The organism is Mycobacterium sp., from assembly GCF_035640695.1.
In the GTDB taxonomy this organism is placed as follows: Bacteria; Actinomycetota; Actinomycetes; order Mycobacteriales; family Mycobacteriaceae; genus Mycobacterium.
In genome coordinates, this window is the sequence record NZ_DASQVQ010000190.1 from 1 (window position 1) to 25,691 (window position 25,691).

A 25,691-nucleotide genomic window follows, 5' to 3' on the forward strand; every position below is an offset into this window, starting at 1 on the left:
TCGTCTGCGGGTGATCAAGCACGAGGACGGCTCGGAGGGTCTGCTGCGCGACGGCGACCACGTCGAGGTGGGCGAGCAGCTCATGGAGGGCTCGGCCGACCCGCACGAGGTGCTGCGCGTGCAGGGCCCCCGCGAGGTGCAGATCCACCTGGTCCGCGAGGTCCAGGAGGTCTACCGCGCACAGGGTGTGTCGATCCACGACAAGCACATCGAGGTGATCGTGCGGCAGATGCTGCGCCGCGTGACCATCATCGATTCGGGCTCGACGGAATTCCTGCCCGGCTCGCTGACCGAGCGTGCCGACTTCGAGGCCGAGAACCGTCGGGTGGTGGCCGAGGGCGGCGAGCCCGCGGCCGGCCGCCCGGTGCTGATGGGTATCACCAAGGCGTCGCTGGCCACCGACTCCTGGCTGTCGGCGGCGTCGTTCCAGGAGACCACGCGAGTCCTGACCGATGCGGCCATCAACTGCCGCAGCGACAAGCTCAACGGTCTGAAGGAAAACGTCATCATCGGCAAGCTGATCCCGGCCGGCACCGGCATCAACCGGTACCGCAACATCCAGGTGCAGCCGACCGAAGAGGCGCGGGCCGCCGCGTACACGATCCCGTCGTACGAGGATCAGTACTACAGCCCCGACTTCGGCCAGAGCACCGGTGCCGCGGTTCCGCTGGACGACTACGGCTACAGCGACTACCGGTAAAACACGGCGAAATTGCCGCCAAGGTCGTACTTGCACGCGTTTCACGACCGCGGCGGCAATTTCGCCGAGCCGACGCACAGTCGAGGGCCTGTCGGGTCACCCGCCTAGACTGGCCGCGTGCTGATCGGTTCCCATGTACACCAAGACGATCCGCTCGCCGCGGCTGAGGCCGACGGCGCCGACGCGGTGCAGTTCTTTCTCGGCAACCCGCAGAGCTGGAAGAAACCAAAGCCGCGCGACGACGCCGACCGGCTGCGGAAGTCGACGATGCCGCTGTACGTCCACGCGCCGTACCTCATCAACGTCGCCTCGGCCAACAACCGGGTGCGCATCCCGTCGCGCAAGATCCTGCAGGACACCTGCGACGCGGCAGCCGCAATCGCGGCCACCGCGGTCATCGTCCACGGCGGTCACGCCGACGACGACGACATCGAGGCCGGCTGCGAGCGGTGGCGCAAGGCGATGGACCGGCTCGAATCCGAGGTGCCGGTCTATCTCGAGAACACCGCCGGCGGTGATCACGCGATGGCGCGGCACTTCGACACGATCGCCCGGTTGTGGGACAGCATCGGCGACACCGGTATCGGCTTTTGCCTTGACACCTGCCATGCCTGGTCGGCCGGCGAGGCGCTGGCCGACGCGGTCGAGCGCATCAACGGCATCACCGGCCGCATCGATTTGGTGCACTGCAACGACTCGAGGGACGCCGCGGGTTCGGGCGCCGATCGCCACGCCAACATCGGCACCGGCGAGATCGACCCCGAGCTGCTGGTCGCCGTGGTACGGGCCGCGGGTGCGCCGGTGATCTGCGAGACCGCCGACGAGGGCCGCAAGGACGACATCGCGTTCCTCCGCGACCGCACCCGCTGAAGGTCGGCTGCCCACAGCGGCTAGGTGTGCCGAACGTGTTACGCCCATTGTGCGACTGTAGAAAAACTGTAACATCGTGGCATGGCCGATACCCACACCGTCACCAACCAGGTCCCGCCGCTGGCGGACCACAATCCCGCAACTTCGCCGGTGCTCGTCGAGGCGCTGATCCGCGAGGGTGGGCAGTGGGGCCTCGACGAGGTGACCGAGCTCGGCGCGATCGCCGGCGGCCGCCATGCGCAATACCTGGGCGAGCTGGCCGACCGCAACCGGCCGATCCTGCACACCCACGACCGCTACGGCCGCCGCGTCGACGAGGTCGAATACGACCCGGCCTACCACGAGCTGATGCGCATCGCGATCGCCCATGGCCTGCACGCCGCGCCGTGGGCCGACGACCGGCCCGGATCCCACGTGGTGCGCGCCGCCAAGACCGCGGTGTGGAACGTCGAACCCGGGCACATGTGCCCGATCTCGATGACCTACGCCGTCGTGCCCGCGCTGCGCTACCAGCCCGAGCTGGCCGCGATCTACGAGCCGCTGCTGGCCAGTCGCGAATACGATCCGGACCTCAAGCCCGCGACGACCAAGCCCGGCATCACGGCAGGCATGTCGATGACCGAGAAGCAGGGCGGCTCCGACGTGCGCGCCGGCTCCACGACCGCGACACCCAACGCCGACGGCAGCTACACGCTGACCGGGCACAAGTGGTTCACCTCGGCACCGATGTGCGACGTCTTCCTGGTGCTCGCCCACGCACCCGGCGGGCTGTCGTGCTTCTTCCTGCCGCGGGTGCTGCCCGACGGCACCCGGAACCGAATGTTCTTGCAGCGATTGAAGGACAAACTGGGCAACCACGCCAACGCCTCATCGGAAGTGGAATACGACGGCGCGCTCGCCTGGCTGGTCGGCGAGGAAGGCCGCGGCGTGCCGACCATCATCGAGATGGTCAACCTGACCCGGCTGGACTGCACGCTGGGCAGCGCCACCAGCATGCGCAGCGGCCTGACCCAGGCCATTCACCACGCCCAGCACCGAAAGGCGTTCGGCGCGTATCTGATTGACCAGCCGCTGATGCGCAACGTGCTCGCCGACCTGGCCGTCGAGGCCGAGGCCGCGACGATCGTGGCGATGCGGATGGCCGGGGCCACCGACAATGCGATCCGCGGCGACACCGCCGAGGCGCTGCTGCGACGGATCGGCCTGGCCGCCAGCAAGTACTGGGTGTGCAAGCGGTCCACCCCGCACGCCGCGGAGGCGCTGGAATGCCTGGGCGGCAACGGCTATGTCGAGGAATCCGGCATGCCGCGGCTGTATCGGGAGGCGCCGCTGATGGGCATCTGGGAGGGCTCCGGCAACGTCAGCGCGCTGGACACGCTGCGCGCCATGGCATCTCGGCCGGAATGTGTCGAGGTGCTGTTCGGCGAACTCGCCAAGACCGCCGGCCAGGACCCGCGGCTGGACGCCCACGTCGAGCGGCTGCGGCCGCAACTCGGCGACTTCGACACCATCCAGTACCGGGCCCGCAAGGTCGCCGAGGACATTTGCCTGGCGCTGCAAGCAACGCTGCTGGTGCGCCACGGCCACCCGGCGGTCGCCGAGGCATTTCTGGCCACCCGGCTCGGTGGCCACTGGGGCGGGGCGTTCGGCACCATGCCGACCGGCCTGGATGTCGCCCCGATCCTCGAACGCGCCCTGGTCAAGGGATGACGCACGCGATCAGGCCCGTCGACTTCGACGACCTGAAGACGATGACCTACCAGGTCACCGATCGCGTTGCGCGCATTACCTTTAACCGCCCGGACAAGGGCAACGCGATCGTCGCCGACACCCCACTGGAGCTCTCGGCACTCGTCGAGCGGGCCGACCTCGATCCCAGCGTGCATGTAATCCTGGTGTCCGGGCGCGGCGAGGGCTTCTGCGCGGGTTTTGATCTGTCGGCCTACGCCGAGGGATCGTCGTCGGCCGGCGGCGGCAACGCGTATCAGGGCACCGTGCTCGACGGCAGCACGCAGGCCACCAACCACCTGCCCAATCAGCCGTGGGACCCGATGATCGACTACCAGATGATGAGCCGGTTTGTGCGCGGCTTCTCCAGCCTGATGCACGCCGACAAGCCGACGGTGGTCAAGATTCACGGCTACTGCGTTGCCGGCGGCACCGACATCGCGCTGCACGCCGACCAGGTGATCGCCGCCGCCGACGCGAAGATCGGCTATCCGCCCACCCGGGTGTGGGGTGTGCCGGCGTCCGGGCTGTGGGCGCATCGGCTCGGCGACCAACGCGCGAAACGCCTTCTGCTGACCGGAGATTGCATCACCGGCAAGCAGGCCGCGGAATGGGGGCTGGCCGTCGAGGCGCCCGAACCGGAGGACCTCGACGAGCGCACCGAGCGACTGGTCGAGCGCATCGCGGCGGTGCCCGTCAACCAGCTCATCATGGTCAAACTCGCACTCAATTCGGCGCTGCAGTGCCAGGGTGTGGCCACCAGCTCGATGATCGGCACCGTGTTCGACGGCGTCGCCAGGCACACACCCGAGGGGCACGCGTTCGTCGCCGACGCGGTCGAACACGGCTTCCGGGAGGCGGTTCGGCGCCGCGACGAGCCGTTCGGTGACTACGGCCGCAGGGCTTCGGGGGTCTGAGGATGGCGCGCGACCTGTCGCGGCTGACCGCCCGATCGGTCCTGCTGAGCGTGCTGCTGGGGGCGCACCCGGCATGGGCGACGGCCGGCGAACTCCAAACGCTGACCGCCGATTTCGGTCTCAAGGAGTCGACGGTGCGGGTGGCGCTGACCCGGCTGGTAAGCGCGGGCGACCTGGTTCGCTCGGCCGACGGGTATCGACTGTCGGACCGGTTGCTGGCGCGCCAGCGGCGCCAGGACGACGCGATGCACCCGCGGCTGCGGCCGTGGGACGGCGACTGGATCTCGCTCGTGATCACCAGCGTCGGCACCGACGCCCGCACCCGGGCGACGCTGCGAACCAAGCTGACCGACAACCGGTTCGGCGAATTGCGTGAGGGTGTGTGGTTGCGGCCCGACAACCTCGACGCGCAATTGCCGCCGGCCATCACCACCCGGGTGCGAGTGCTGCACGCCCGCGACGACGCGCCGGCGGACCTGGCGGCGCGACTGTGGGATCTGCCCGCGTGGTCGCGCACGGGTCACCGGCTGCTCGACGACATGGCAACTGCGACCGACATTCCCGGGCGGTTCACTGCCGCCGCTTCCATGGTGCGTCACCTGCTGACCGATCCGGTGTTACCCGACGAGCTGCTTCCGGCCGGATGGCCGGGAGACGCGTTGCGGGCCGGCTATGCCCGTTTCGCCGACGACCTGGCGGCGCGGCGCAACCAAACCGAACTAGTGGAGGCAACATGACATACGGTGTGCGCGTCGAGCGCAAGGGTCCGGTTACCACGGTGATCATGAACCGGCCCGACGCCCGAAATGCGGTCAACGGTCCCACCGCGGCGGACCTGGTGAAAGCGTTCGAGAAGTTCGAGGCCGATGACGCCGCGTCGGTGGCCGTTCTGTGGGGCGACAACGGGACGTTTTGCGCCGGAGCCGATCTCAAGGCCTTCGGCACGCCGTACGCCAACCCCGTCCACCGCGACGGCCCGGGCCCGATGGGACCCACCCGAATGGTGTTGTCCAAGCCGGTGATCGCCGCGGTCAGCGGCTACGCGGTCGCCGGCGGCTTGGAGCTGGCGCTGTGGTGCGACCTGCGGGTGGCCGAAGAGGACGCAGTGTTCGGCGTGTTCTGCCGGCGCTGGGGCGTGCCGCTGATCGACGGCGGCACCGTTCGCCTGCCTCGGCTGATCGGGCAGAGCCGCGCAATGGACATGATTCTCACCGGCCGCGGGGTCGACGCGGCCGAGGCGTATGCGATGGGGCTGGCCAATCGCGTGGTGCCGAAAGGCCAAGCACGCGAACGGGCCGAGGAGCTGGCCGCACAGCTCGCCGCGCTGCCTCAGCAGTGCATGCGATCGGATCGCATGTCAGCGCTGGCGCAGTGGGGGATGACCGAGCGCGACGCGATCACCTACGAGTTCACCAGCATCTCGCGGGTCGCGGCCGAGGCAATGGAAGGTTCGCAACGGTTCGCCGCCGGCGCCGGCCGGCACGGCACGCCCGTCTAGCCCTTATTGATCTTGTTGCCGGAGCCCAGGTCGGACACCTTCGGGTCGCCGTCCTTGTAGGTAACGGTGTTGTTGACGCCGACGACGCTGACATCCTTGTCGATCTTGTTGAAGGTGATGTGGTTGTCGGCGCCGCCGATGTTGACCGACGCGCAGGTGCCCTTGATGGTCAGCGTGTTGTTCGACCCGCCCACGTTGAGCGATTTGCCGTCCGCGCAGTCGATGTCGGCCGTCGTGCCGAACGAGCCGTAGTTGATCGTGTTTCCGACCTCCACCTGCGCGCCGGACGTTCCCGCGGTCGCCGTCGGTCTGTTGGTGTCCTTGCTTTCCGAACCGCATCCGGAAAGCCCGACGACGACGGCGGCTGCGGCCGCGGTCAAACCGATTAATGCAGGCGAATACCCGCGCATAATCCCTCGTTTCGTTGTTCGCGGCGTCGCGATCACGCGGGAGCGCGATCGATCCGGTTGGTCATGCCGAACTCACGCCCGCGGTCCCAGACATACGGATCGCCGAACTTGTACAGGACCGTCTGGTCATAGCCGTAGACGGTGATGTCGTTGAGCACGGTGTCGGCGACCACCGTGTTGCCACTGCCCTGCATCGTCACCGCGAAGCAGTTTCCCGTTGCGGTGACGACGTTGTACGACCCGTTGACCAGCAGCGTGGAGCCGTTGCAGTCGATCGTCTGCACCTGCCCGATTCCGTAGATGTGGGTGTCGCCCGCGCCGCTTGCCGCCGGTCGCTCCAGCGCGGGCGTGGGCGGCGGGTAGGGCGCGGGCGGCGGCGGCGGAGCCGGCTGGGCCGTCACCGTCGCCGCGGTCGACAGCGCGATGATGCCACCCGCGACGAGGCAGGCCGGTCGTTTCATGTTGTCCCTTTCGGCGTGTGCCCCGACATGCCGAAGCCTAAGTCCAACCCGGTGTGATGGCAGCCGGTTCGCGCAGTTCGGCCCGGTCGCCAACGCCGCTGGTCCTGGGTACGGTGAGGGCGATGAGTCGGCGCGTTATGGCGGTTTGCGCAGCGGTGGTCGCGGCCGCCGTGGCCGGCCCGGCATGTAGCCACGCGGTGGGCGGGACCCCGCAGCGGGCCGTCGGCGCCGACGCGGCCGCCCACGGCTACGGGTACTCCCAGAACCGCTGCGGGATGTTGCTCGACGCGACGGTCGCCGAGATCATCGGCGGCAGCCACCTCGTGCGGCCGTACAGCGGCGCCGTGTGCCAGTACGTGATATGGCGGCAGGGCACCACGGTCGACCTGGTCTACTCATGGTTCGAGACCGGCACCCTGGACCGCGAACGCGCACTTGCGAATCAAAACCACGCCCAGGTCAGCGACATCGACCTGCAGCGGCACGCCGCATTCCTGGCGCGCCGGGCGGTGACCGGGAACGCCTGTTCGGCCACCGCCGCCACCAAACCCGGTGTGGCCAGCTGGTGGGTGCAGGTCCGCGGCGCTGCCCCGGCCGATCCGTGCAAGGACGCCCAGCAGCTGCTGGCGAGGACGCTTTCGGCGGACATGTGATGTCGGCGGTGCGCCGGAGCATGGCCGCCCTCCTCGCCGTCGCGGTCGCCACCGGCCCCGCCGCGTGCGGCTCCGCGCCGACGGCGCCGGCCTCATCGTCACAGGCCGACAAGGGATTTCACAGCGGCGACTGCAACAAGGTGACCGACGAGGAAGTCACCCGCGCCGCCGGTATGGGCATGTTCACGAAGGTGTTGGTCAGCGACGCCGGCTGCTTTTGGCAGGAGAACACGATGATCGGGACCTTCGGCGCCGGGATGGGCATCTCGACGTGGTGGTATCGCGGCAGCGACATGGACTCCGAGCGGACGCTGGAGACGAAGGCCGGCCGCAAGCTGACCGAGATATCGATCGGCGGCAACAAGGGCTTCCAAGCGTCCAACGCCAACGCGTGCAGCATCTACGTCGCCAAGGACACCGACGTGATCACCTGGTCGATCCAGACGATGAATCCGTCGTCGCTGCCCGACTTGTGCACGATCACTCAACAGCTGGCGCGCCTGACCCAAGACCGCGTGAACTGACCCCGCGGCGTTAGAGTTCCAAACCATGACAGCTGACCCGGAGTCCCGGTCGGCGTCCGGGCGGTCACGGGGCCAATCCCGCGCGGCGGCCCGACCAACCAAGCTGAGCCGCGACGGCATTGTCAACGCGGCGCTCGCCTTTCTCGACCGCGAGGGCTGGGACGCGTTGACGATCAACGCGCTCGCCGCCCAACTCGGCACCAAGGGGCCGTCGCTGTACAACCACGTCGACAGCCTCGAGGACCTGCGCCGCACGGTGCGGATGCGGGTGATCGGCGACATCCTCGAGATGCTGTACAGGGTCGGCCAGGGCCGGGAGCGCGACGACGCCGTGTTGGTGATGGCCGGGGCCTACCGCAGCTATGCGCACCACCATCCCGGCCGGTACTCGGCCTTCACCCGGATGCCGCTCAGCGGCGACGACCCGGAGTACACCCGGGGGGCGCGGGCGGCGGCCGAGCCGGTCATCGCCGTGCTGAAGTCATACGGTCTCGACGACGACGACGCCTTCTACGCCGCGCTCGAGTTCTGGGCGGCCTTGCACGGCTTCGTGTTGCTGGAGATGACCGGGGTGATGGGCGACATCGACGTCGACGCGGTGTTCTCCGACATGGTGCTGCGCCTCGCGACCGGCTTGCAGCATCGCCACTAGCGGCTCGCGACCGTCCCCCCGTGCCGTCCGCGGACCCCGTGACCTGCGGCGGGAGCCCGCCCGACGAGTTTGTTTCGGCCACGGCCGCCCTGGTATCGTGGGTGCTCGTGCCTGGCCGATAAGGCGCCTGCGGTGACGCATGCCCGCTCGCCGGGCCAATTCGCATGTCCACGATGCATCGGATACGCCCGGGTGCGCCCCGCATGCGACACGCCCGGCCCCGGGGCACCGAGACCAGGCAAAACCGCAGTACGACATAGGTAGACACGCAGAAGAAACACGGAAAGCCGGTAGATGCCAACCATCCAGCAGCTGGTCCGCAAGGGGCGCCGCGACAAGATCGCCAAGGTCAAGACCGCGGCGCTGAAGGGCAGCCCGCAGCGGCGCGGGGTGTGCACCCGCGTGTACACGACCACGCCGAAGAAGCCGAACTCGGCGCTTCGCAAGGTCGCCCGCGTGAAGCTGACCAGCCAGGTTGAGGTGACCGCCTACATCCCAGGTGAGGGCCACAACCTGCAGGAACATTCGATGGTGCTGGTCCGTGGTGGCCGCGTGAAGGACCTGCCCGGCGTGCGCTACAAGATCATCCGCGGCTCGCTGGACACCCAGGGCGTCAAGAACCGTAAGCAAGCCCGCAGCCGCTACGGCGCCAAGAAGGAGAAGAGCTGATGCCGCGCAAGGGACCCGCGCCCAAGCGTCCGCTGGTCAATGACCCGGTTTACGGTTCGCAGCTGGTCACCCAGCTGGTGAACAAAGTTCTGCTCGAAGGGAAGAAATCGCTGGCCGAACGCATTGTTTATGGTGCGCTCGAACAGGCTCGGGACAAGACCGGCACCGATCCGGTCGTCACCCTCAAGCGTGCTCTCGACAACGTCAAGCCCGCGTTGGAAGTTCGTAGCCGGCGTGTCGGCGGCGCGACCTACCAGGTGCCCGTCGAGGTGCGCCCCGATCGCTCCACCACGCTGGCGCTGCGTTGGCTGGTGGGTTTCTCGCGGCAACGCAGGGAAAAGACCATGGTCGAGCGCCTGGCCAACGAGATTCTCGACGCCAGCAACGGCCTCGGTGCCTCCGTGAAGCGGCGTGAGGACACCCACAAGATGGCCGAGGCAAACAGGGCGTTCGCGCACTACCGCTGGTGATCCGCCGGTGCGCAGCGCGGCCGCCGAGCGTAACAACGACAGCTAACCAAGCAAGCGAAAGAGTGGGAAGACTTCTGTGGCACAGAAGGACGTGCTGACCGACCTGAGCAAGGTCCGAAACTTCGGCATCATGGCGCACATCGATGCCGGTAAAACGACGACAACCGAGCGCATCCTCTACTACACCGGTATCAACTACAAGATCGGTGAAGTCCATGACGGCGCCGCCACCATGGACTGGATGGAGCAGGAGCAGGAGCGGGGGATCACCATCACCTCCGCGGCCACCACCACGTTCTGGAAGGGCTATCAGCTCAACATCATCGACACCCCTGGGCACGTCGACTTCACCGTCGAGGTGGAGCGCAATCTGCGGGTGCTCGACGGCGCCGTCGCGGTGTTCGACGGCAAGGAAGGTGTCGAGCCGCAGTCCGAGCAGGTGTGGCGGCAGGCCGACAAGTACAACGTTCCGCGCATCTGCTTCGTCAACAAGATGGACAAGATCGGTGCCGACTTCTACTTCTCCGTGCGCACGATGGGCGAGCGGCTGGGCGCCAACGCGGTGCCGATCCAGCTGCCGATCGGCGCCGAGAGCGAGTTCGAGGGCATCGTCGACCTGGTCGAGATGAACGCCAAGGTCTGGCGAGGCGAAACCAAGCTCGGCGAGAAGTACGACGTGGTCGACATCCCGGCCGAGCTCGCCGAGCAGGCCGAGGAGTACCGCACCAAGCTGCTCGAGACCGTCGCCGAGTCCGACGAGGCGCTGCTGGAGAAGTACCTCGGCGGCGAGGAGCTGACCGTCGACGAGATCAAGGGCGCGGTCCGCAAACTGACGATCGCGTCGGAGATCTACCCCGTGCTGTGCGGCAGCGCGTTCAAGAACAAGGGCGTGCAGCCGATGCTCGACGCGGTTGTCGACTACCTGCCGTCGCCGCTGGACGTGCCGTCGGCCATCGGGCATCTGCCCGGCCACGAGGACGAGGAGGTCGTTCGCCACGCGTCGACCGACGAGCCGTTCTCGGCGCTGGCGTTCAAGATCGCGACGCATCCGTTCTTCGGCAAGCTGACCTACATCCGGGTGTACTCCGGCAGCGTCGAATCCGGCAGCCAGGTCATCAATGCCACCAAGGGCAAGAAGGAGCGGCTGGGCAAGCTGTTCCAGATGCACTCCAACAAGGAGAACCCGGTGGACCGGGCGTCGGCCGGCCACATCTACGCGGTCATCGGCCTCAAGGACACCACCACCGGCGACACCCTCTCCGACCCGAACAACCAGGTGGTGCTCGAGTCGATGACCTTCCCCGATCCGGTGATCGAGGTGGCCATCGAGCCGAGGACCAAGAGCGACCAGGACAAGCTGTCCCAGTCGATCCAGAAGCTCGCCGAGGAGGATCCGACCTTCAAGGTGCACCTGGATTCCGACACCGGCCAGACCGTGATCGGCGGCATGGGCGAGCTGCACCTGGACATCCTGGTCGACCGCATGCGCCGCGAGTTCAAGGTCGAGGCCAACGTCGGTAAGCCTCAGGTGGCGTACAAGGAGACGATCCGCCGCAGGGTGGAGCGCGTCGAGTACACCCACAAGAAGCAGACCGGCGGCTCGGGCCAGTTCGCCAAGGTCATCATCACCGTCGAGCCGTTCCACGGCGAGGACGGTGCGACATACGAGTTCGAGAACAAGGTCACCGGTGGGCGCGTCCCGCGCGAGTACATCCCGTCGGTGGACGCCGGCGCGCAGGACGCCATGCAGTACGGCGTGCTGGCCGGCTACCCGCTGGTGAACCTGAAGGTAACGCTCATTGACGGCGCCTTCCACGAGGTCGACTCCTCGGAAATGGCGTTCAAGATCGCCGGGTCCCAGGCGCTGAAGAAGGCCGCGTCCGCGGCGCAGCCGGTGATCCTCGAGCCGATCATGGCCGTCGAGGTCATCACGCCCGAGGACTACATGGGCGATGTGATCGGCGACCTGAACTCCCGCCGTGGTCAGATCCAGGCCATGGAGGAGCGGGCCGGTGCGCGCGTCGTGAGGGCGCACGTGCCGCTGTCGGAGATGTTCGGCTATGTCGGCGACCTTCGGTCGAAGACCCAGGGCCGGGCAAACTACTCCATGGTGTTCGACAACTACGCCGAAGTCCCGGCGCAGGTGTCGAAGGAGATCATCGCCAAGGCGACGGGGCAATAGACTCCCCGCCCGCCGGGCGGCGACCAACAACTGAAAAGATCAACCATGCTTCACTAGCAAGCACCAACAGAAGTCCAGGAGGACAACAAAGTGGCGAAGGCGAAGTTCGAGCGGACGAAGCCGCACGTCAACATCGGGACCATTGGTCACGTTGACCACGGCAAGACGACGCTGACCGCGGCAATTACCAAGGTCCTGCACGATAAGTACCCCGACTTGAATGAGTCGCGCGCGTTCGAGCAGATCGACAATGCTCCCGAGGAGCGCCAGCGCGGCATCACGATCAACATCTCCCACGTGGAGTACCAGACCGAGAAGCGTCACTACGCGCACGTCGACGCTCCCGGCCACGCCGACTACATCAAGAACATGATCACCGGCGCGGCCCAGATGGACGGCGCGATCCTGGTGGTCGCCGCGACCGACGGCCCGATGCCGCAGACCCGCGAGCACGTGCTGCTGGCCCGCCAGGTCGGTGTGCCCTACATCCTGGTCGCCCTGAACAAGGCCGACGCGGTCGACGACGAGGAGCTGCTCGAGCTGGTCGAGATGGAGGTCCGCGAGCTGCTGGGCAACCAGGAGTTCGACGAGGAGGCACCGGTCATCCGGGTCTCGGCACTCAAGGCCCTTGAGGGCGACCCGAAGTGGGTGAAGAGCGTCGAGGAACTGATGGAGGCGGTCGACGAGTCGATCCCCGACCCGGTCCGCGAGACCGACAAGCCGTTCCTGATGCCCGTCGAGGACGTCTTCACGATCACCGGCCGCGGCACCGTGGTCACCGGTCGTGTCGAGCGCGGCGTGATCAACGTGAACGAGGAAGTCGAGATCGTCGGCATTCGCCCGTCCACGACCAAGACCACCGTCACCGGTGTCGAGATGTTCCGCAAGCTGCTCGACCAGGGCCAGGCCGGCGACAACGTCGGTCTGCTGCTGCGTGGTGTCAAGCGTGAGGACGTCGAGCGCGGCCAGGTCGTCACGAAGCCCGGCACCACCACGCCGCACACCGAGTTCGAGGGCCAGGTCTACATCCTGTCCAAGGACGAGGGCGGCCGGCACACGCCGTTCTTCAACAACTACCGTCCGCAGTTCTACTTCCGCACCACCGACGTGACCGGTGTGGTGACCCTGCCCGAGGGTACGGAGATGGTGATGCCGGGTGACAACACCAACATCTCGGTGAAGTTGATCCAGCCCGTGGCGATGGACGAGGGGCTGCGCTTCGCGATCCGCGAGGGCGGCCGCACCGTCGGCGCCGGCCGGGTCACCAAGATCGTCAAGTGATCTGATTCGCTGATCCGCGAACGGCGCTCATCCGCACGGGTGGGCGCCGTTTCGCAGCTGCCGCCGGCAAGGAGCGCGGGAGCACCGCATTGGCGAGTGTTTGCCGATACGCTGTCCCGCGAGGGGGCCGCTGACGGGAGCGTGGCGCGAAATGTTGTGGCGTTACTTGAAGGCTCAGCTGATGGTCCTGCTGTGCGGTGGCCTGGTGGGGCCGATCTTTCTGATCGTCTTCTTCGCGATCGGGCAAGAACCGCTGATCAAGTGGATGTTCTACGTCGGCGCGCTGATCACCGCCGCCGACGTGCTGATCGCGTTGGCGCTCGCCAACTACAGCGCCAAGGCCGCCGCCAAGACCGCCGCCCTCGAGCAGAACGGCGTGCTGGCGCTGGCGGCGATCACCGGCATCGGCGAAACCGGGACGCGCATCAACGACCAGCCGTTGATCAAGCTGGACCTGCACGTCGAGGGGCCCGGCATCACGCCCTTCGACAGCCAAGACCGGGTGATCGCCAGCGTGACGCGGATGGGCAATTTCTCCGCCCGCAAGGTGGTCGTGCTCGTCGACCCGGCCACCCGGGATCACCAGATCGACTGGGAGCGAAGCGCATTGGTCAACGGTCTGGTGCCAGCGCAGTTCACCGTCGCCGAGGACAACAAGACCTACGACCTGTCCGGGCAGGCCGGCCCGTTGATGGAGATTCTGCAGATCCTCAAGGCCAACAACATTCCGCTGAACCGCATGCTCGACATGCGCTCCAATCCCGTGCTGCGGCAACAAATTCAGGCCGTGGTGCGTCGGGCGGCCGCCCCGCAGAACCAGGGCGCGCCGGCCGCCGCAACCGCCGCGGCCCCAACGCCGCCATCCGCACCCGCTGCGGCCCCAACGCTGTTCAGCCCACCCGAGCCGTCGATCTCCCGGCGCCTACAGCACCTGGAGACGCTGCGCGCCACCGGGGCGATCAACGAGTCGGAGTACACCGCGAAGCGCCGGCAAATCATCTCGGAAATCTAAAACTTCGCCGCCCGTCCCGCCTCACCCGCCGGAAATCCACGCCACCATCCACCTGCGACCGCACTAGAACACGTTTCAGTTCCGCTGCTAGCCTGGGCGTCAGTCGACGAAAGGGACGACTGTGGCTACACAGACCGGATCGCTGGACGGACGGGTGGCATTCATCACGGGTGCCGCGCGCGGGCAGGGCCGCGCCCATGCCGTGCGGCTGGCCAACGAGGGCGCCGACATCATCGCGATCGACATCTGCGGTCCGGTCTCTGACTCCATCACCTACCCGCTGGCGAGCCCCGAGGAGCTCGACGAGACGGTGCGCGCGGTCGAGGCGGCCGGCCGCAAGATCCTCGCCCGCCAGGTCGATGTCCGCGACAGCGCGGCACTGCACCAAGTCGTCGCCGACGGCGTCGAACAATTCGCGCGGCTGGACATCCTGATCGCCAACGCCGGGGTGTTGAGCTGGGCCCGGCTGTTCGAAATGACCGAGGAACAGTGGACCACGGTGATCGACGTGAATCTGACGGGCACCTGGCGCACGATCCGGGCGGTCGTGCCCGCGATGATCGAAGCCGGCAACGGCGGCTCGATCATCATCGTCAGCTCGTCGGCCGGGTTGAAGGCCACCCCGGGCAACGGCCACTACGCCGCGTCCAAACACGGGCTGGTCGCGCTGACCAACTCGCTGGCACTGGAGGTCGGCGAGTTCGGTATTCGGGTGAACTCGATTCACCCGTACTCGATCGACACTCCGATGGTCGAGCGCGATGTGATGATGGAGGTCTTCGCCAAGTACCCCAGCTACATTCACAGCTTTGCGCCGATGCCCTACCACCCGATGGACCACGGCGGTAAGCGGCACCGCAACGAATTCATGGCGCCCGAAGAGGTTTCCGACGTGGTCGCATGGCTGGCCGGCGACGGCTCCAAGTCGCTGTCGGGCGCGCAGATCCCGGTCGACAGAGGGGTCATGAAGTACTGAGCCCCATCATCGCCCGCGACTCCATCACGCCCGCCGCTCTATCCCAACCGTCGCCCGTCACCGCCGAAGAAGTGGATGTGCCCCGGATTCGGTTGCAGCCGCAGCCGGCTGCCCCGCTGCGGCGGATCCTGCGGATCCACCCGGGCCACCACGGTCTGGCCCGAACCGGCAGCGCTGATTCGGCCATACAGGTAGGCGTCGGCGCCGAGCTCCTCGACCAGGTCGACCTCGGTCTCAACGCCCCGGCCGCCCACCTCGAAGTGTTCGGGCCGGACACCGACGACAACTTCGGTGCCGCCGATCTCGCGGGGCACCGGGATGATCCAGTCGCCTAACGAGACTGAGCCATCACGGACCGCGAGGGTGAACAAGTTCATTGCCGGTGAGCCCATGAACCCCGCGACGAAGACGTTGGCGGGGTTGCGGTACAGCTCCCGTGGCGGCGCACACTGTTGCAGCGCCCCGTCGTGTAGCACGGCGACGCGGTCGCCCATGGTCATCGCCTCGACCTGGTCGTGGGTGACGTAGACCGTGGTGGTGCCCAGTCGCCGCTGCAGCGCCGCGATTTCGTTGCGCGTCTGCACCCGCAGCTTGGCGTCCAGGTTCGACAACGGCTCGTCCATCAGGAACACCTGCGGCCGCCGCACGATCGCGCGGCCCATCGCCACCCGCTGACGTTGTCCGCCGGACAAGTCCTTCGGCTTGCGGTCCAGATAGGGCTGCAGATCAAGCAGTTTGGCCACATCCATCACCCGGTCGCCGATGTCCGCCCTCGGTGTTCGGCCCACCTTCAGCGCGAAGCCGAGGTTTTGCGCCACGGTCATGTGCGGGTAGAGGGCGTAGTTCTGAAACACCATCGCGATGTCGCGGTCCTTCGGGTCGGCATCGGTGACGTCACGTTCTCCGATGCGGATGGTGCCCGAGTCCACCGGCTCGAGGCCGGCCACCATGCGCAGCGACGTGGACTTGCCACAGCCCGACGGCCCGACCAGCACCACGAATTCGCCGTCACCGACGGTCAGGTCCAAGCGATCCACCGCCGGCCGCTCGGTTCCCGGGTAACGCCGAGTCGCCTGCTCGAAGCCGACCGATGCCATCGGCTACCGTCCGCCCAAACCGGTCACGGCGATGCCGCGGACGAACGCGCGCTGCGCGACGGCGTAGATCACCACCAGCGGCAGCAGGATGAGCATCGATGCCGCCATCAGCACCGGCCAATTGGCAACGTATTGGCCCTGCAGCCACACCAGCCCGAGGTTGAGCGTCGCGATGCTGTTGCGCTGGATCATCACCAACGGCCAAAGGAAGTCGTTCCAGACGCCCACCCAGGTGAGCACGGCGAGCACCATGACCGCCGGCGTCGCGTGCGGCAGCAGGATCCGCCAGTAGATCTGCCACGGCGAGCAGCCGTCCAGGATCGCCGCTTCCTCCAGATCGGTTGGCAGGGTCCGGAAGAACTGCCGCATCAGATAGGTGCCGAACGCGCCGCCGAACAACCCCGGCAGGATCATCGCCCAAGGCGTATCGGTCCATCCGAAGGTTCGCATCAGGATGAACTGCGGGATCACGGTCACCGTCAGCGGCACCATCAGGGTCGCCAAGTACAGCACGAACAACGTGTCGCGGCCGCGAAAAGGCAGCCGGGCGAAGGCATATCCGGCCAGCGAGCAGAAGAATACCTGCCCGGCCGTGACACATCCGGCGTACAGCACGGTGTTGAAAAACATCCGCCAGAACGGCATCAGCTTGAAGACCTCGCCGTAGTTGGACCACTGCGGGTGAGCGGGCAGCACGGTCGGCGCACCGACCTCGGGTTCCTTCTTCAGCGAACCCGACAAGCCCCACAGGATCGGAAACAACGCGCACCATGCCATGGCAATGAGTGCGGCATAGAGTGCGCCGGCGCGCACGATGCCGAACCCGATCACCCGGTTTCTCTGCGCCGACATCATGCCTCCAGCGAATTCCTGCGCGCCAGCCTCAGCTGCAGCACCGTGAGCACCAGCAGGATCGCGAACATCACCCACGCCAACGCCGACGCGTAGCCGAAGTCCAGAAACGCGAACGCATTCTGGAACAGCATGATGCCGAGCACATAAGTTCCTGTTTCCGGTCCGCCGTGGCCGCCGGTCAGCACGTAAACCTGGTCAAACGCCTGGAACGCGTTGATGATCGAGATGACCACGACGAACGACAATGCGCCGCGGATCAACGGCACCGTGATCGAAAAGAATCGCCGCATCTCGCCGGCGCCGTCGATCCTGGCGGCCTCGTAGAGGCTCTCCGGCACACCCTGCATGGCGGCCAGCAGGATGACGGTGGCGAACGGCACGCTCTTCCAGATGCTGACCAGGCACAGCGAGACCATGGCCCATTTCGGGTCGGTCAGCCACGGAACGGGGCCGATCCCGATCCAGCCGAGCATGATGTTGAGCAACCCGTTATTGGTGTTGAACACGAACTGCCACACCACCGCGATCACCACCGCCGACACGGCCAGCGGCATGAAAAGAACCGTTCGAAAAACGCCGATGCCCTTGAGTTTCCGGTTCAGCGTTGCGGCCACGACCAGGCTGATCACCACGGTCGGGACGAGCGTGCCAACGCTGAAGATCACCGTGTTGCGCACCGCGATTACAAACAGCGGGTCGGCGGTCACGAGATGGCGGAAGTTCGCCACCCCAACGAATTTCGGCGCGGTGAACAAATCCCACTTCTGAAAGCTCATGTACAGCGAAAAACCGAGCGGGAACACCATGAACACCGCGATCGCGGCCAGGTTCGGCGCGACGAACAACCGCCCCGCCCGTGCCCGCCGCTTGGTCGCCCTCATGGGTTGCGCAACACCGTGTCGACGTCGCGGGCCAGGTCGCTGGCCAGCGATGTGGCGGGCCGCTTTCCGCGCAGCACCGGCCCGAAGTTGCGGTCCATCAACGCGTCGATCCTTTCCCACGCCGGGGTCACCGGCAGGTAGCCCGAATGACTCGGTCCACCGGTGAGGATGCCGAGGTTGTGAATCCGGCTGTGCGCGTTGGCGAATCCCGGCGAGTTGACGGCCGATTCCAGCACCGGAACGAACAGGCCCGATCCGCCGATGATCGACTGGCCGACCGGCCCGGCCGCGAATTTGACGAACTCCCAGGCCTGTTCCTTACGGCGACTGCTCGCCGCGATCGCGAGCCCGGTCGTACCGATGTCGGACCGGCCGCCGCGCCCGCTCGGCCCCGCCGGCAGCACGGTCAGATCGAAGTCGAGGCCGTCGGCCCGCAAGAAGGTCTGATATCGCCAATGGCCGCCCAGCGCCATCGCCGCCTTGCCCGAGGAGAACAGGTCCATCGTGGACATCGACTGCTCATCCGCCGCCATCGGCGCAACGTGGTGCCTGGCGGCCAGGTCCGCGTAGAACTGGATGCCCTCGATGAACGCGTGGTCGTCGAAATTGAGATGTGCCGGATTCATCCGCGGCGTGCACCACTGGCTGCCGTTGTTCATGCCGAACATGCCGGCCGAATAATGCGGAACCCAGGTGTCCACGAATCCCCACTGGCGGACGCGGCCGGATCGGTCCCGCTTGGTGAGGGCTTGGGCGGCGTCGAGGAATTCGGCGAAACTCCACGGCTGCTCCCATCGAGCCGGCGGGGGGCCCAGGTTGGCCTCGGCGAAAAGTTTCTTGTTGTAGAACAGGAAGACACCGGACCACTGCTCGGGCAAGGCGTACTGGCCGCCGTTGAACGTGAACGTCTCGTACAACGGCAAGAAGCTGTCCGCGTGCAGTTGGGTGGCGAAGCCGCGATCGTGCGCCAGCATCGCGTTGAGGTCCACCAACACGCCCCGCGCGGCGAGTCCGGCGTACGTCAACTCCCACGCCATCAGCACGTCCGGGCACTTGCCGCCGGCGCAGAAGGTCGACACCTGCTGCATCGGGTCCGGCCCGGACAACACCGTCCGCACCCGGATGTCGGGATGCCGGCGACCGAACTCGTCGACGATCCGGAGCCTGGTGTCGGCCTCTTCCGGGTTGGCCTGGAAGAAGAACGTCAGCGCGTCGTCGCCGGAACCGCATCCGGTGAGGCCCAACGCCGACGCGACGCCGAGCGCGCCGGCGCCACGCAACAGCGTTCGCCGACCGAGCGACTCTCCCAACATCGCGCTCCCGACGCTAATCCCGGGCGACACCGTCCGGCACGCCAACGCCGATGGTAGGTCGCGCGCGCCGATCGGCCTCCGACCACCGGCACCGGCGGCCCGGGACTGGCCGATTACCAGCGCGTATCGGCCAGGACGTGGGCGAACTGATCGACCGCGAAGTTGATCTCCTCGGCGGTGATGACCAACGGGGGAGCGAACCGCAGCGTCGAGCCCTGGGTGTCCTTGACCAGCACGCCACGCTCGGCCAGCCGCAGACTCAGCCGCTTGCCGGTACCTAGCGCGGGATCGACGTCGACGCCGGCCCACAACCCGATTCCGCGCACCCCCAGCACGCCGCTGCCGGTCAGGGCGCGCAGCCGGGCCTGCAGATGCCGGCCGAGCTCGGCCGACCGGCGCTGAAATACCCCACGCCGCAACATCTCCACCACGGTGGTGCCGATGGCTGCCGCGAACGGATTGCCGCCGAACGTCGAACCGTGTTCGCCGGGATGCAGCACGCCGAGCACGTCGGCGTCGGCAACCACCGCCGACAGTGGCACCACACCGCCGCCGAGCGCCTTGCCGAGCAGGTACATGTCGGGCACCACGCCCCAGTGCTCGCACGCGAATGTGCGGCCCGTGCGGGCCAGCCCGGACTGGATCTCGTCGGCGATCATCAACGCGTCGTGCTCGCTGCACAGCGCACGCACCGCGGGCAGGTAGTCGTCGGGCGGCACGATGACGCCCGCCTCGCCCTGGATCGGCTCGAGCAGCACGGCGACGGTGTTCTCGTCGATCGCCGCAGCCACCGCGGCGGCGTCGCCGAACGGCACCGTGCGGAACCCCGGCGTGTACGGGCCGAAGCCGCGGCGGGCGGCCGCGTCGTCGGAGAAGCTGATGATCGTCGTGGTGCGGCCGTGGAAGTTGTTGCGCGCCACCACGATATTGCCCTGCCCGGCCGCGACGCCCTTGACGTCGGCGCCCCACTTGCGCGCCACCTTGATGCCACTTTCCACCGCTTCGGCGCCGCTGTTCATCGGCAGCACCATGTCCTTGCCGCACAGCCGCGCCAGCGCCTCGCAGAACGGGCCGAGCCGATCGGAGTGCAACGCCCTACTCACCAGCGTCACGCTGTCGAGCTGAGCGTGCGCGGTGGCGGTGATTTCGGGATGGCGATGGCCGAAGTTCACCGCCGAGTACGCCGCGAGGCAGTCAAGATACCGCCGCCCCGCGACGTCGGTGATCCATGCGCCTTCCGCGCTCGCGGCGACGACGGGCAGAGGTGCGTAGTTGTGGGCCGTGTAGCGGTCCTCGAGACCGATGGCCGTATCGGTTCTGAAAACGGCGTCGATGATGGTCACGGGTGTACCTCCAAGGTGCAGCACTTGACCGACCCACCGCCCTTGAGCAGCTCCGAGAGGTCGACGCCGACCGGTTCGAAGCCGGCGCCGCGCAGCTGGCCGGCGAAAGTCGTTGCGGCGGCTGGATGAACGACGTGCCGGCCGTCGGAGACCGCGTTGAGGCCGAACACGTAGGCGTCGCAGCTGCCGACTTCGATCGCATCGGGAAACAACGCCCGCAGCTGCCCTTGGGCGGCCGCGCTGAACGCCGGCGGGTAGTACGCGATGGTGTGCTCGTCGAGCACCGCCAGCGCGGTGTCAAGGTGGTAGAAGCGCGGGTCGACGAGTTCCAGTGACACGACCGGCATCCGCAGCAGTTCGGCGATCTCGCCGTGTGCGCGCCGGTCGGTGCGAAAACCGTAGCCGGCCAGCACCATTTCCCCGACGATGAGCAAGTCGCCCTGCCCCTCGTTGGTGTGCCGGGTCCGTGCCGGGGTGTGCCCGCGCGTGATCATCCACTCGGCGTATGCGGCCTCCTCGCCGGCGCGCTGGGCGTGCGCGAACCGTGCGACGATCGCGGTGCCGTTGGCGACAAGCCCGCCGTTGGCGGCGTAGACCATGTCCGGCAGTCCCGGCACGGGGGTTACCAATTCGACGGTGTGGCCCAACCGCAGGTAGGTCCGGTACAGCGTCTCCCACTGCTGCATCGCGGCGCGGACATCGACGGGCACCGACACGTCCATCCATGGATTGATCGCGTACGCGACGGTGAAGAACGCCGGCGGCGTCATCACGTAATGGCGCCGGCGTGCCACTCGCCCACGTCGGCCGGCGGCGGAGGTGGCGATTTGGAAAATCGTCATAATCAAAAGGTAATCCGCCCAGTTTGCGCAAGCAAACACCGCTCATTGCGTGTCTACCGGTGATAACTTGCGTGATCGCACGAGAATTGAAGATCTGTTGCGTGACGGGAGGCAGCCATGGACCGGCTCGATCACATCGACGAGCAGATTCTGATGGAGCTCGCCGAGCACGCCAGGGCGACGTACGCCGAGATCGGTCAGCGGGTCAGCCTGTCGGCTCCGGCCGTCAAGCGGCGGGTGGATCGGATGCTCGACACCGGAGTGATCAAGGGCTTCACCACCGTGGTCGACCGCAACGCGCTGGGCTGGAACACCGAGGCCTATGTGCAGGTGTTCTGCCACGGCACCATCGCCCCCGACGAGCTGCGGGCGGCGTGGGTGGACATCCCCGAGGTAGTCAGCGCCGCGACCGTGACGGGTACCTCGGACGCGATCCTGCACGTGTTGGCGCGCGACATGCAGCACCTGGAGCAGGCGCTGGAGCGGATCCGCGCCAGCGCCGACATCGAGCGCAGCGAGAGCATCGTGGTGTTGTCGAATCTGATCGACCGGATTCGCCAATAGGTGCAGCGCCGCCACCCGATCGGGTATGAACGCCGGTGTGACGCAACGGGTGGTGATCGTTGGTGGCGGACTCGCCGCGGCGCGGACGGCCGAGCAGCTGCGCCGGGCCGATTTCGCCGGGCCGATCACGATCGTCAGTGACGAGGTGCATCTGCCGTACGACCGGCCTCCGCTGTCCAAGCAGGTGTTGCGCAGCGAACTCGATGACGCGACCCTCAAGCCACCGGAGTTCTATCGGCAGAACGACATCGCGCTGATGCTGGGCTCGGCGGTCCGGTCACTGGACACCGTGACCCAGACCGTGACGCTCGAAGACCGCACCACGCTGCAATACGACGAGCTGGTGATCGCGACAGGGCTTGTGCCGAAACGCATTCCGTCATTCCCCGAACTGGCCGGCATCCATGTGCTGCGTTCATTCGACCAGAGCATGGCGTTGCGCGAAGGGGCCGCAGCGGCGCGCCGCGCGGTCGTGATCGGGGCGGGCTTCATCGGCTGCGAGGTGGCCGCCAGCCTGCGCGGTCTCGGCGTGGACGTGGCGATGGTTGAGCCGCAGCCCCAGCCGCTTGCCTCGGTGCTCGGCGAGCGGATCGGCGCGCTGGTCTCGCGGCTGCACCGCGCCGAGGGCGTCGACCTGCGCACGGGCACCGGCGTAGCCGAGGTTCGCGGCGAAGACCGCGTCCAGCAGGTGGTCCTGACCGACGGGACGGAGCTGGGCACCGACCTGGTGGTCGTCGGCATCGGTTCGCGGCCGGCGACAGACTGGCTCGCCGGCAGCGGCGTGCACGTCGACGACGGCGTGGTCTGCGACCACATCGGTCGCACCAGCGTGCCGCACGTGTGGGCGCTCGGCGATGTGGCGTCCTGGCAGGATGCCACCGGACATCAAGCGCGGGTCGAACATTGGAGCAACGTCGCCGAGCAGGCCCGGGTGTTGGTGCCCGCCCTTCTCGGCCAGGACGTACCGGCCAATCTCGTTGTGGTCCCGTACTTTTGGAGCGACCAGTATGACGTCAAGATTCAGTGCCTCGGCGAACCGGAAGCCGACGACATCATCCACCTGGTCGCCGACGACGGCCGCAGGTTCCTGGCCTACTACGAACGCGACGGCGTGGTCGCCGGGGTGGTCGGCGCCGGAATGCCCGGCCAGGTCATGAAGACCCGCGCCAAGATCGCCTCCGGCGCCCCGATCAGCGATGTCCTCGGCTGACCCCACCTGCCCGCCGCGCGAGCCTCAGAACTGGCCGAGGTAGAAGCGGCCGCCCTGGTCGTCGGTGCACTCGGCGGTGCGGCCGTAGGGTTGGTCCGCGGGCGGCTGCAGCACCGTGCCGCCGGCCTCGGTCACCCGCTGCACCGCGGCGTCGACGTCGCTGACGGTCCACATCGGCACCGTCGTCGGCCGGTCACTGCCGCCGGCCACACCGGCCATCGGATGCGTGCCGACCACCTGCCAGCCGTCCGCGATGTGACCCGGCTCGAACGTCCAGTTCAGCACGCGGCCGTAGAAGTCGCGGAACGCCGCGGAGTCGGCGACCTCGTAGGTGATGTACGAAAGTTCTCCCGGGCCAGAGCCGTTGAGTTCGGGCCGCCGCTGATCGCCGGCCGGCTGGTACACCGACATGGCCGCCCCCAGCGCATCGGTGGCGTCCAGCACCGTGCCGAAGTCGAACCGTCGCATTTCACCGATCTCGCCGCCGGCGGCGACGATGGCGTGGCGGGCCGACTGCAGGTCCTCGACGGCATAGCAGCAGAACAGCGATGAGCGCTTGCGCGAAGAGCCGCCAGGCAGCGTATTGCGGTCGGCGACACCGAAGATCCCGATGTGCTGATCGGTGTTGGTGACCTGATGGGTGAGCGGGTCATACGTCCAGCCGAGCACGTGGCCGTAGAACCGCGCGGCGCGCTCCGCGTCGGGCGTCCACACCGACACATATCCGGCGTCGCCCGGCCTGATCCGCTCGACCGCCGCGGGAATCGGGCCGTTGATCATCCAGCGGTGCCCGAACGGGTCGATGATCGTCGCGTTGCGGCTGCCGTAGTTCTCGTAGATCTCCCGTTGCACCTGGGCGCCGCGGTCGCGGGCGCGCCGCAGCGCCGCATCGGTGTCGTCCACCCGCAGTATCAGGGTCACCGAGACAGCCTGCGGCTCGGGTGCTTTGAGGCCAAGCTCGGGATACTCGTCGGCCAGGAACAGCACACCGCCGGCGATCGCGAGCTCGGCGTGGCCGATGCGTCCGTCGTCCATGACGATCGGCTCACCGACGACCACCGCCCCGAACGCGTCGGTGTACCACGCGATGGCCTCGCGGGCATTCGCGACCGCAAGGTAGGGCAGCGCCGCCGGCCGCGGCGGCGCTGGCGCGGCGGTGGGCTCCTTCAGTTCGGCGACGGCTTGATCGGTGCCACTCATGAGAACTCCTTCCGTTCCGGTGGGTAGGGACAGCGCGGCCTCCAGGCGCGACCGCAGCCGCGCGGCGAACGCCGGGTCTGGTTGCACCGGAAGGTCGGCCGCTCGCAGCACGCTCAACGGATCCGCGTTGTTGTGCTGGCTCATCGCGTACCTCCTTCCGGGTATTGCCGTTTGAACGCGCGCCGGGCGCGCACCAGCAGCGCCTCGGTGGCATGCACACTGCGCCCGATCAATTCGGCGCACTCGGGCACCGAGCAGTCGTCCATGTAGCGCAGCGTCAGTACCGCGCGGTGTGGTTCGGACAGCCGCGCCAGCGTGGTCTCGGCCACGATCCGATCCAGTTCGGCGTCCCACGTGTCGGCCGGATCCGTCAGCTCCGGCACGTCTGCGACCGGCACCGCGGCCCGCTCGCCGTGGCGCCGGAAATAGTCGGCGAGCTTGTGGCGTGCCACGCCGATCAGCCAGGCCACCGACATGTCCGGCGGATCGGTGCGCCGGGCGTTGTCCATCGCGGCCAAAAACGTCTCCGAAGTCAGGTCTTCGGCCGTCCCGCGGTCCGGACATCGCCGCACGAAGTAGCCGTAGACCACCGGCAGTGCGCGGTCGTACAGCGCGAGCAGCGCCCGCGGAGCGTCGGGCTGATCGGATTCGGCGCTCACACCGTAATAGTCGCGGTCCGGGACCGAACTCCGACGGGGTTGGTCAAACTTTTTTACGCCCGTCCAGCCCGTCAAGACCGGGCCGCACCACGTCGAACGCCTCGCCCAGCGCCTGCGTCAGTGACACCGCCTCGTCGGCCAGCCAGTGCTCGTAGGCAGACAGCGCCACCGCCAGCATCGTCCACGCGACGGTCGCAGGCAGCAGATCGTCGGGTTTCGCCCGGCAGCGCCGCGCCACAAAACCGGCGATCACCTCTCGCCAGCCGGCATACATCGTCATCGAATAGGCCTGTAGCTCGGTGGTTTTCAGGATCACCCGCATCCGCAGCCGGTGCCGGGCGGTTTCCGACTCATCGAAGGTGTTGAACGCCAGCAGGGCGGTGCGCAGCGCCTCGCCGGTCGGCACGTCGGCGGCCACCGAGCCGAGCAGATCGCGCATTCGATCCAGATGGGCGTCGAACTCGCCCCACGGGATCGCATTCTTCGACGGGTAGTACCGGAACAGCGTGCGCCGCGCGATCCCGGCGGCCCGTGCCACGTCGTCGACGCTCACCTCGTCAAACCCACGCACGGAAAACAATTCGATTGCGACGCTGCTGATGTGGTCGCGCGTGGTGGAGCGCCGACGGCCCACCCGGGACCGCCGACGGTCCGCCAGGAACGCGAGATGAGGCTGCACTGGAACCAACCCCTTCCATTTTGGCACTCGATGCCATATTCTTTC

27 protein-coding genes and 1 pseudogene are annotated in these 25,691 nt (G+C 67.4%); 17 read left to right on the forward strand and 11 right to left on the reverse strand.

The features are described 5' to 3' along the window. The 6 genes and pseudogenes from VE759_RS22115 to VE759_RS22140 all read left to right on the forward strand — a co-directional run. Positions 1-700 (forward strand): annotated as a pseudogene (locus VE759_RS22115) (DNA-directed RNA polymerase subunit beta'); the annotation flags it as partial. Positions 701-817: 117 nt separating this feature from the next. Next, positions 818-1,570 (forward strand): deoxyribonuclease IV, encoded by a 753-nt coding sequence (locus VE759_RS22120; RefSeq protein WP_324936440.1) that lies wholly within the window; start codon positions 818-820, stop codon positions 1,568-1,570. Positions 1,571-1,651: 81 nt separating this feature from the next. Then, positions 1,652-3,280 carry an acyl-CoA dehydrogenase family protein gene (locus tag VE759_RS22125; RefSeq protein WP_324936442.1) on the forward strand — a complete coding sequence of 543 codons (1,629 nt, stop codon included), beginning with the start codon at positions 1,652-1,654 and terminating at the stop codon, positions 3,278-3,280. Then, positions 3,277-4,215 (forward strand): crotonase/enoyl-CoA hydratase family protein, encoded by a 939-nt coding sequence (locus VE759_RS22130; RefSeq protein ID WP_324936444.1) that lies wholly within the window; start codon positions 3,277-3,279, stop codon positions 4,213-4,215. Before VE759_RS22125 ends, VE759_RS22130 begins: the two co-directional genes overlap by 4 nt. Positions 4,216-4,229: 14 nt before the next feature. Then, positions 4,230-4,952: a PaaX family transcriptional regulator C-terminal domain-containing protein gene (locus VE759_RS22135; protein ID WP_324936509.1), complete on the forward strand. Its 723-nt coding sequence runs from the start codon at positions 4,230-4,232 to the stop codon at positions 4,950-4,952. Next, positions 4,949-5,713, forward strand: coding sequence for a crotonase/enoyl-CoA hydratase family protein (locus VE759_RS22140; protein ID WP_324936449.1), 765 nt, complete (start codon positions 4,949-4,951; stop codon positions 5,711-5,713). The genes VE759_RS22135 and VE759_RS22140 overlap by 4 nt, the downstream gene beginning before the upstream one ends. On the opposite strand, the gene VE759_RS22145 is transcribed toward VE759_RS22140, so the two are convergent. Together VE759_RS22145 and VE759_RS22150 are read right to left on the reverse strand one after the other, a co-directional pair. Beyond that, on the reverse strand, positions 5,710-6,123 hold the full coding sequence (locus tag VE759_RS22145) for a DUF3060 domain-containing protein (protein WP_324936451.1): 414 nt from the start codon (positions 6,121-6,123) through the stop codon (positions 5,710-5,712). The two genes, VE759_RS22140 and VE759_RS22145, sit on opposite strands and share 4 nt — an antisense overlap. Positions 6,124-6,155: 32 nt before the next feature. Then, the gene (locus VE759_RS22150) at positions 6,156-6,584 is read right to left on the reverse strand and encodes a DUF3060 domain-containing protein (RefSeq protein WP_324936453.1); all 429 of its coding nucleotides are present in this window, start codon (positions 6,582-6,584) and stop codon (positions 6,156-6,158) included. A 122-nt stretch (positions 6,585-6,706) separates the two neighbouring features. Between VE759_RS22150 and VE759_RS22155 the strand changes: the two genes are divergently transcribed. The 9 genes from VE759_RS22155 (at position 6,707) to VE759_RS22195 (ending at position 15,003) form a co-directional block, all read left to right on the forward strand. Next, positions 6,707-7,237, forward strand: a complete 531-nt coding sequence (locus tag VE759_RS22155; RefSeq protein WP_324936455.1) for a DUF3558 domain-containing protein — start codon at positions 6,707-6,709, stop codon at positions 7,235-7,237. 20 nt (positions 7,238-7,257) lie between these two features. Next, positions 7,258-7,761 (forward strand): DUF3558 domain-containing protein, encoded by a 504-nt coding sequence (locus VE759_RS22160; RefSeq protein ID WP_324936457.1) that lies wholly within the window; start codon positions 7,258-7,260, stop codon positions 7,759-7,761. Between the two features lie 25 nt (positions 7,762-7,786). Further along, positions 7,787-8,413 (forward strand): TetR/AcrR family transcriptional regulator, encoded by a 627-nt coding sequence (locus VE759_RS22165; RefSeq protein ID WP_324936459.1) that lies wholly within the window; start codon positions 7,787-7,789, stop codon positions 8,411-8,413. Positions 8,414-8,707: 294 nt separating this feature from the next. After that, positions 8,708-9,082 carry a 30S ribosomal protein S12 gene (rpsL, locus tag VE759_RS22170; RefSeq protein ID WP_007167812.1) on the forward strand — a complete coding sequence of 125 codons (375 nt, stop codon included), beginning with the start codon at positions 8,708-8,710 and terminating at the stop codon, positions 9,080-9,082. After that, positions 9,082-9,552 carry a 30S ribosomal protein S7 gene (gene rpsG, locus VE759_RS22175; RefSeq protein WP_324936470.1) on the forward strand — a complete coding sequence of 157 codons (471 nt, stop codon included), beginning with the start codon at positions 9,082-9,084 and terminating at the stop codon, positions 9,550-9,552. The genes rpsL and rpsG overlap by 1 nt, the downstream gene beginning before the upstream one ends. A gap of 76 nt (positions 9,553-9,628) precedes the next feature. Beyond that, the gene (fusA, locus tag VE759_RS22180) at positions 9,629-11,734 is read left to right on the forward strand and encodes an elongation factor G (RefSeq protein ID WP_324936472.1); all 2,106 of its coding nucleotides are present in this window, start codon (positions 9,629-9,631) and stop codon (positions 11,732-11,734) included. A gap of 90 nt (positions 11,735-11,824) precedes the next feature. Beyond that, positions 11,825-13,015 carry an elongation factor Tu gene (tuf, locus tag VE759_RS22185; protein ID WP_324936474.1) on the forward strand — a complete coding sequence of 397 codons (1,191 nt, stop codon included), beginning with the start codon at positions 11,825-11,827 and terminating at the stop codon, positions 13,013-13,015. A 151-nt stretch (positions 13,016-13,166) separates the two neighbouring features. Then, positions 13,167-14,027 (forward strand): SHOCT domain-containing protein, encoded by an 861-nt coding sequence (locus tag VE759_RS22190; RefSeq protein ID WP_324936476.1) that lies wholly within the window; start codon positions 13,167-13,169, stop codon positions 14,025-14,027. Between the two features lie 142 nt (positions 14,028-14,169). Continuing rightward, complete coding sequence (locus VE759_RS22195) at positions 14,170-15,003, forward strand: mycofactocin-coupled SDR family oxidoreductase (RefSeq protein ID WP_414687978.1); 834 nt, start codon at positions 14,170-14,172, stop codon at positions 15,001-15,003. A 38-nt stretch (positions 15,004-15,041) separates the two neighbouring features. Here the strand turns inward: VE759_RS22195 and VE759_RS22200 are convergent, their stop codons facing one another. The 6 genes from VE759_RS22200 to ddaH all read right to left on the reverse strand — a co-directional run bounded on the left by VE759_RS22200 (position 15,042) and on the right by ddaH (position 21,334). Continuing rightward, complete coding sequence (locus VE759_RS22200) at positions 15,042-16,100, reverse strand: sn-glycerol-3-phosphate ABC transporter ATP-binding protein UgpC (RefSeq protein ID WP_324936480.1); 1,059 nt, start codon at positions 16,098-16,100, stop codon at positions 15,042-15,044. 3 nt (positions 16,101-16,103) lie between these two features. Beyond that, positions 16,104-16,952 (reverse strand): carbohydrate ABC transporter permease, encoded by an 849-nt coding sequence (locus VE759_RS22205; RefSeq protein WP_324936511.1) that lies wholly within the window; start codon positions 16,950-16,952, stop codon positions 16,104-16,106. Beyond that, positions 16,952-17,836 (reverse strand): sugar ABC transporter permease, encoded by an 885-nt coding sequence (locus tag VE759_RS22210; protein WP_324936482.1) that lies wholly within the window; start codon positions 17,834-17,836, stop codon positions 16,952-16,954. The genes VE759_RS22205 and VE759_RS22210 overlap by 1 nt, the downstream gene beginning before the upstream one ends. Then, positions 17,833-19,149 (reverse strand): sugar ABC transporter substrate-binding protein, encoded by a 1,317-nt coding sequence (locus tag VE759_RS22215; protein ID WP_324936484.1) that lies wholly within the window; start codon positions 19,147-19,149, stop codon positions 17,833-17,835. Before VE759_RS22215 ends, VE759_RS22210 begins: the two co-directional genes overlap by 4 nt. A gap of 113 nt (positions 19,150-19,262) precedes the next feature. Next, entirely contained in the window at positions 19,263-20,492 is a 1,230-nt protein-coding gene (rocD, locus tag VE759_RS22220; RefSeq protein WP_324936486.1) for an ornithine--oxo-acid transaminase, read from the reverse strand. Beyond that, positions 20,489-21,334 carry a dimethylargininase gene (gene ddaH, locus VE759_RS22225; RefSeq protein ID WP_324936488.1) on the reverse strand — a complete coding sequence of 282 codons (846 nt, stop codon included), beginning with the start codon at positions 21,332-21,334 and terminating at the stop codon, positions 20,489-20,491. The genes rocD and ddaH overlap by 4 nt, the downstream gene beginning before the upstream one ends. Before the next feature lie 117 nt (positions 21,335-21,451). Here ddaH and VE759_RS22230 point away from each other — a divergent pair, with 117 nt between their 5' ends. Next, a complete protein-coding gene (locus tag VE759_RS22230; protein ID WP_324936490.1) occupies positions 21,452-21,898 on the forward strand; it encodes an Lrp/AsnC family transcriptional regulator in 447 nt (148 codons plus the stop codon). A gap of 25 nt (positions 21,899-21,923) precedes the next feature. Next, entirely contained in the window at positions 21,924-23,108 is a 1,185-nt protein-coding gene (locus VE759_RS22235; RefSeq protein WP_324936492.1) for an NAD(P)/FAD-dependent oxidoreductase, read from the forward strand. A 24-nt stretch (positions 23,109-23,132) separates the two neighbouring features. On the opposite strand, the gene VE759_RS22240 is transcribed toward VE759_RS22235, so the two are convergent. Genes VE759_RS22240 through mftR form a run of 3 tightly spaced genes read right to left on the reverse strand, consistent with a single transcriptional unit; the run spans position 23,133 to position 25,646 of the window. Continuing rightward, positions 23,133-24,452, reverse strand: a complete 1,320-nt coding sequence (locus VE759_RS22240; RefSeq protein WP_324936494.1) for a VOC family protein — start codon at positions 24,450-24,452, stop codon at positions 23,133-23,135. Next, positions 24,449-24,967: a sigma-70 family RNA polymerase sigma factor gene (locus VE759_RS22245; RefSeq protein ID WP_324936496.1), complete on the reverse strand. Its 519-nt coding sequence runs from the start codon at positions 24,965-24,967 to the stop codon at positions 24,449-24,451. The genes VE759_RS22240 and VE759_RS22245 overlap by 4 nt, the downstream gene beginning before the upstream one ends. Positions 24,968-25,010: 43 nt before the next feature. Beyond that, positions 25,011-25,646 carry a mycofactocin system transcriptional regulator gene (gene mftR, locus VE759_RS22250; protein ID WP_324936498.1) on the reverse strand — a complete coding sequence of 212 codons (636 nt, stop codon included), beginning with the start codon at positions 25,644-25,646 and terminating at the stop codon, positions 25,011-25,013. Positions 25,647-25,691: the final 45 nt, after the last annotated feature.

Excerpts from the sequence above, each read along its gene's own strand:
- VE759_RS22125 (WP_324936442.1), top strand. The coding sequence starts at position 1,652 with ATGGCCGATACCCACACCGTCACCAACCAGGTCCCGCCGCTGGCGGAC.
- VE759_RS22130 (WP_324936444.1), top strand. The coding sequence starts at position 3,277 with ATGACGCACGCGATCAGGCCCGTCGACTTCGACGACCTGAAGACGATG.
- VE759_RS22140 (WP_324936449.1), top strand. The coding sequence starts at position 4,949 with ATGACATACGGTGTGCGCGTCGAGCGCAAGGGTCCGGTTACCACGGTG.
- VE759_RS22145 (WP_324936451.1), bottom strand. The coding sequence starts at position 6,123 with ATGCGCGGGTATTCGCCTGCATTAATCGGTTTGACCGCGGCCGCAGCC.
- VE759_RS22150 (WP_324936453.1), bottom strand. The coding sequence starts at position 6,584 with ATGAAACGACCGGCCTGCCTCGTCGCGGGTGGCATCATCGCGCTGTCG.
- VE759_RS22155 (WP_324936455.1), top strand. The coding sequence starts at position 6,707 with ATGAGTCGGCGCGTTATGGCGGTTTGCGCAGCGGTGGTCGCGGCCGCC.
- VE759_RS22160 (WP_324936457.1), top strand. The coding sequence starts at position 7,258 with ATGGCCGCCCTCCTCGCCGTCGCGGTCGCCACCGGCCCCGCCGCGTGC.
- VE759_RS22165 (WP_324936459.1), top strand. The coding sequence starts at position 7,787 with ATGACAGCTGACCCGGAGTCCCGGTCGGCGTCCGGGCGGTCACGGGGC.
- rpsL (WP_007167812.1), top strand. The coding sequence starts at position 8,708 with ATGCCAACCATCCAGCAGCTGGTCCGCAAGGGGCGCCGCGACAAGATC.
- rpsG (WP_324936470.1), top strand. The coding sequence starts at position 9,082 with ATGCCGCGCAAGGGACCCGCGCCCAAGCGTCCGCTGGTCAATGACCCG.
- VE759_RS22190 (WP_324936476.1), top strand. The coding sequence starts at position 13,167 with ATGTTGTGGCGTTACTTGAAGGCTCAGCTGATGGTCCTGCTGTGCGGT.
- VE759_RS22200 (WP_324936480.1), bottom strand. The coding sequence starts at position 16,100 with ATGGCATCGGTCGGCTTCGAGCAGGCGACTCGGCGTTACCCGGGAACC.
- VE759_RS22205 (WP_324936511.1), bottom strand. The coding sequence starts at position 16,952 with ATGTCGGCGCAGAGAAACCGGGTGATCGGGTTCGGCATCGTGCGCGCC.
- VE759_RS22210 (WP_324936482.1), bottom strand. The coding sequence starts at position 17,836 with ATGAGGGCGACCAAGCGGCGGGCACGGGCGGGGCGGTTGTTCGTCGCG.
- VE759_RS22215 (WP_324936484.1), bottom strand. The coding sequence starts at position 19,149 with ATGTTGGGAGAGTCGCTCGGTCGGCGAACGCTGTTGCGTGGCGCCGGC.
- ddaH (WP_324936488.1), bottom strand. The coding sequence starts at position 21,334 with ATGACGATTTTCCAAATCGCCACCTCCGCCGCCGGCCGACGTGGGCGA.
- VE759_RS22230 (WP_324936490.1), top strand. The coding sequence starts at position 21,452 with ATGGACCGGCTCGATCACATCGACGAGCAGATTCTGATGGAGCTCGCC.
- VE759_RS22235 (WP_324936492.1), top strand. The coding sequence starts at position 21,924 with ATGAACGCCGGTGTGACGCAACGGGTGGTGATCGTTGGTGGCGGACTC.
- VE759_RS22240 (WP_324936494.1), bottom strand. The coding sequence starts at position 24,452 with ATGAGCCAGCACAACAACGCGGATCCGTTGAGCGTGCTGCGAGCGGCC.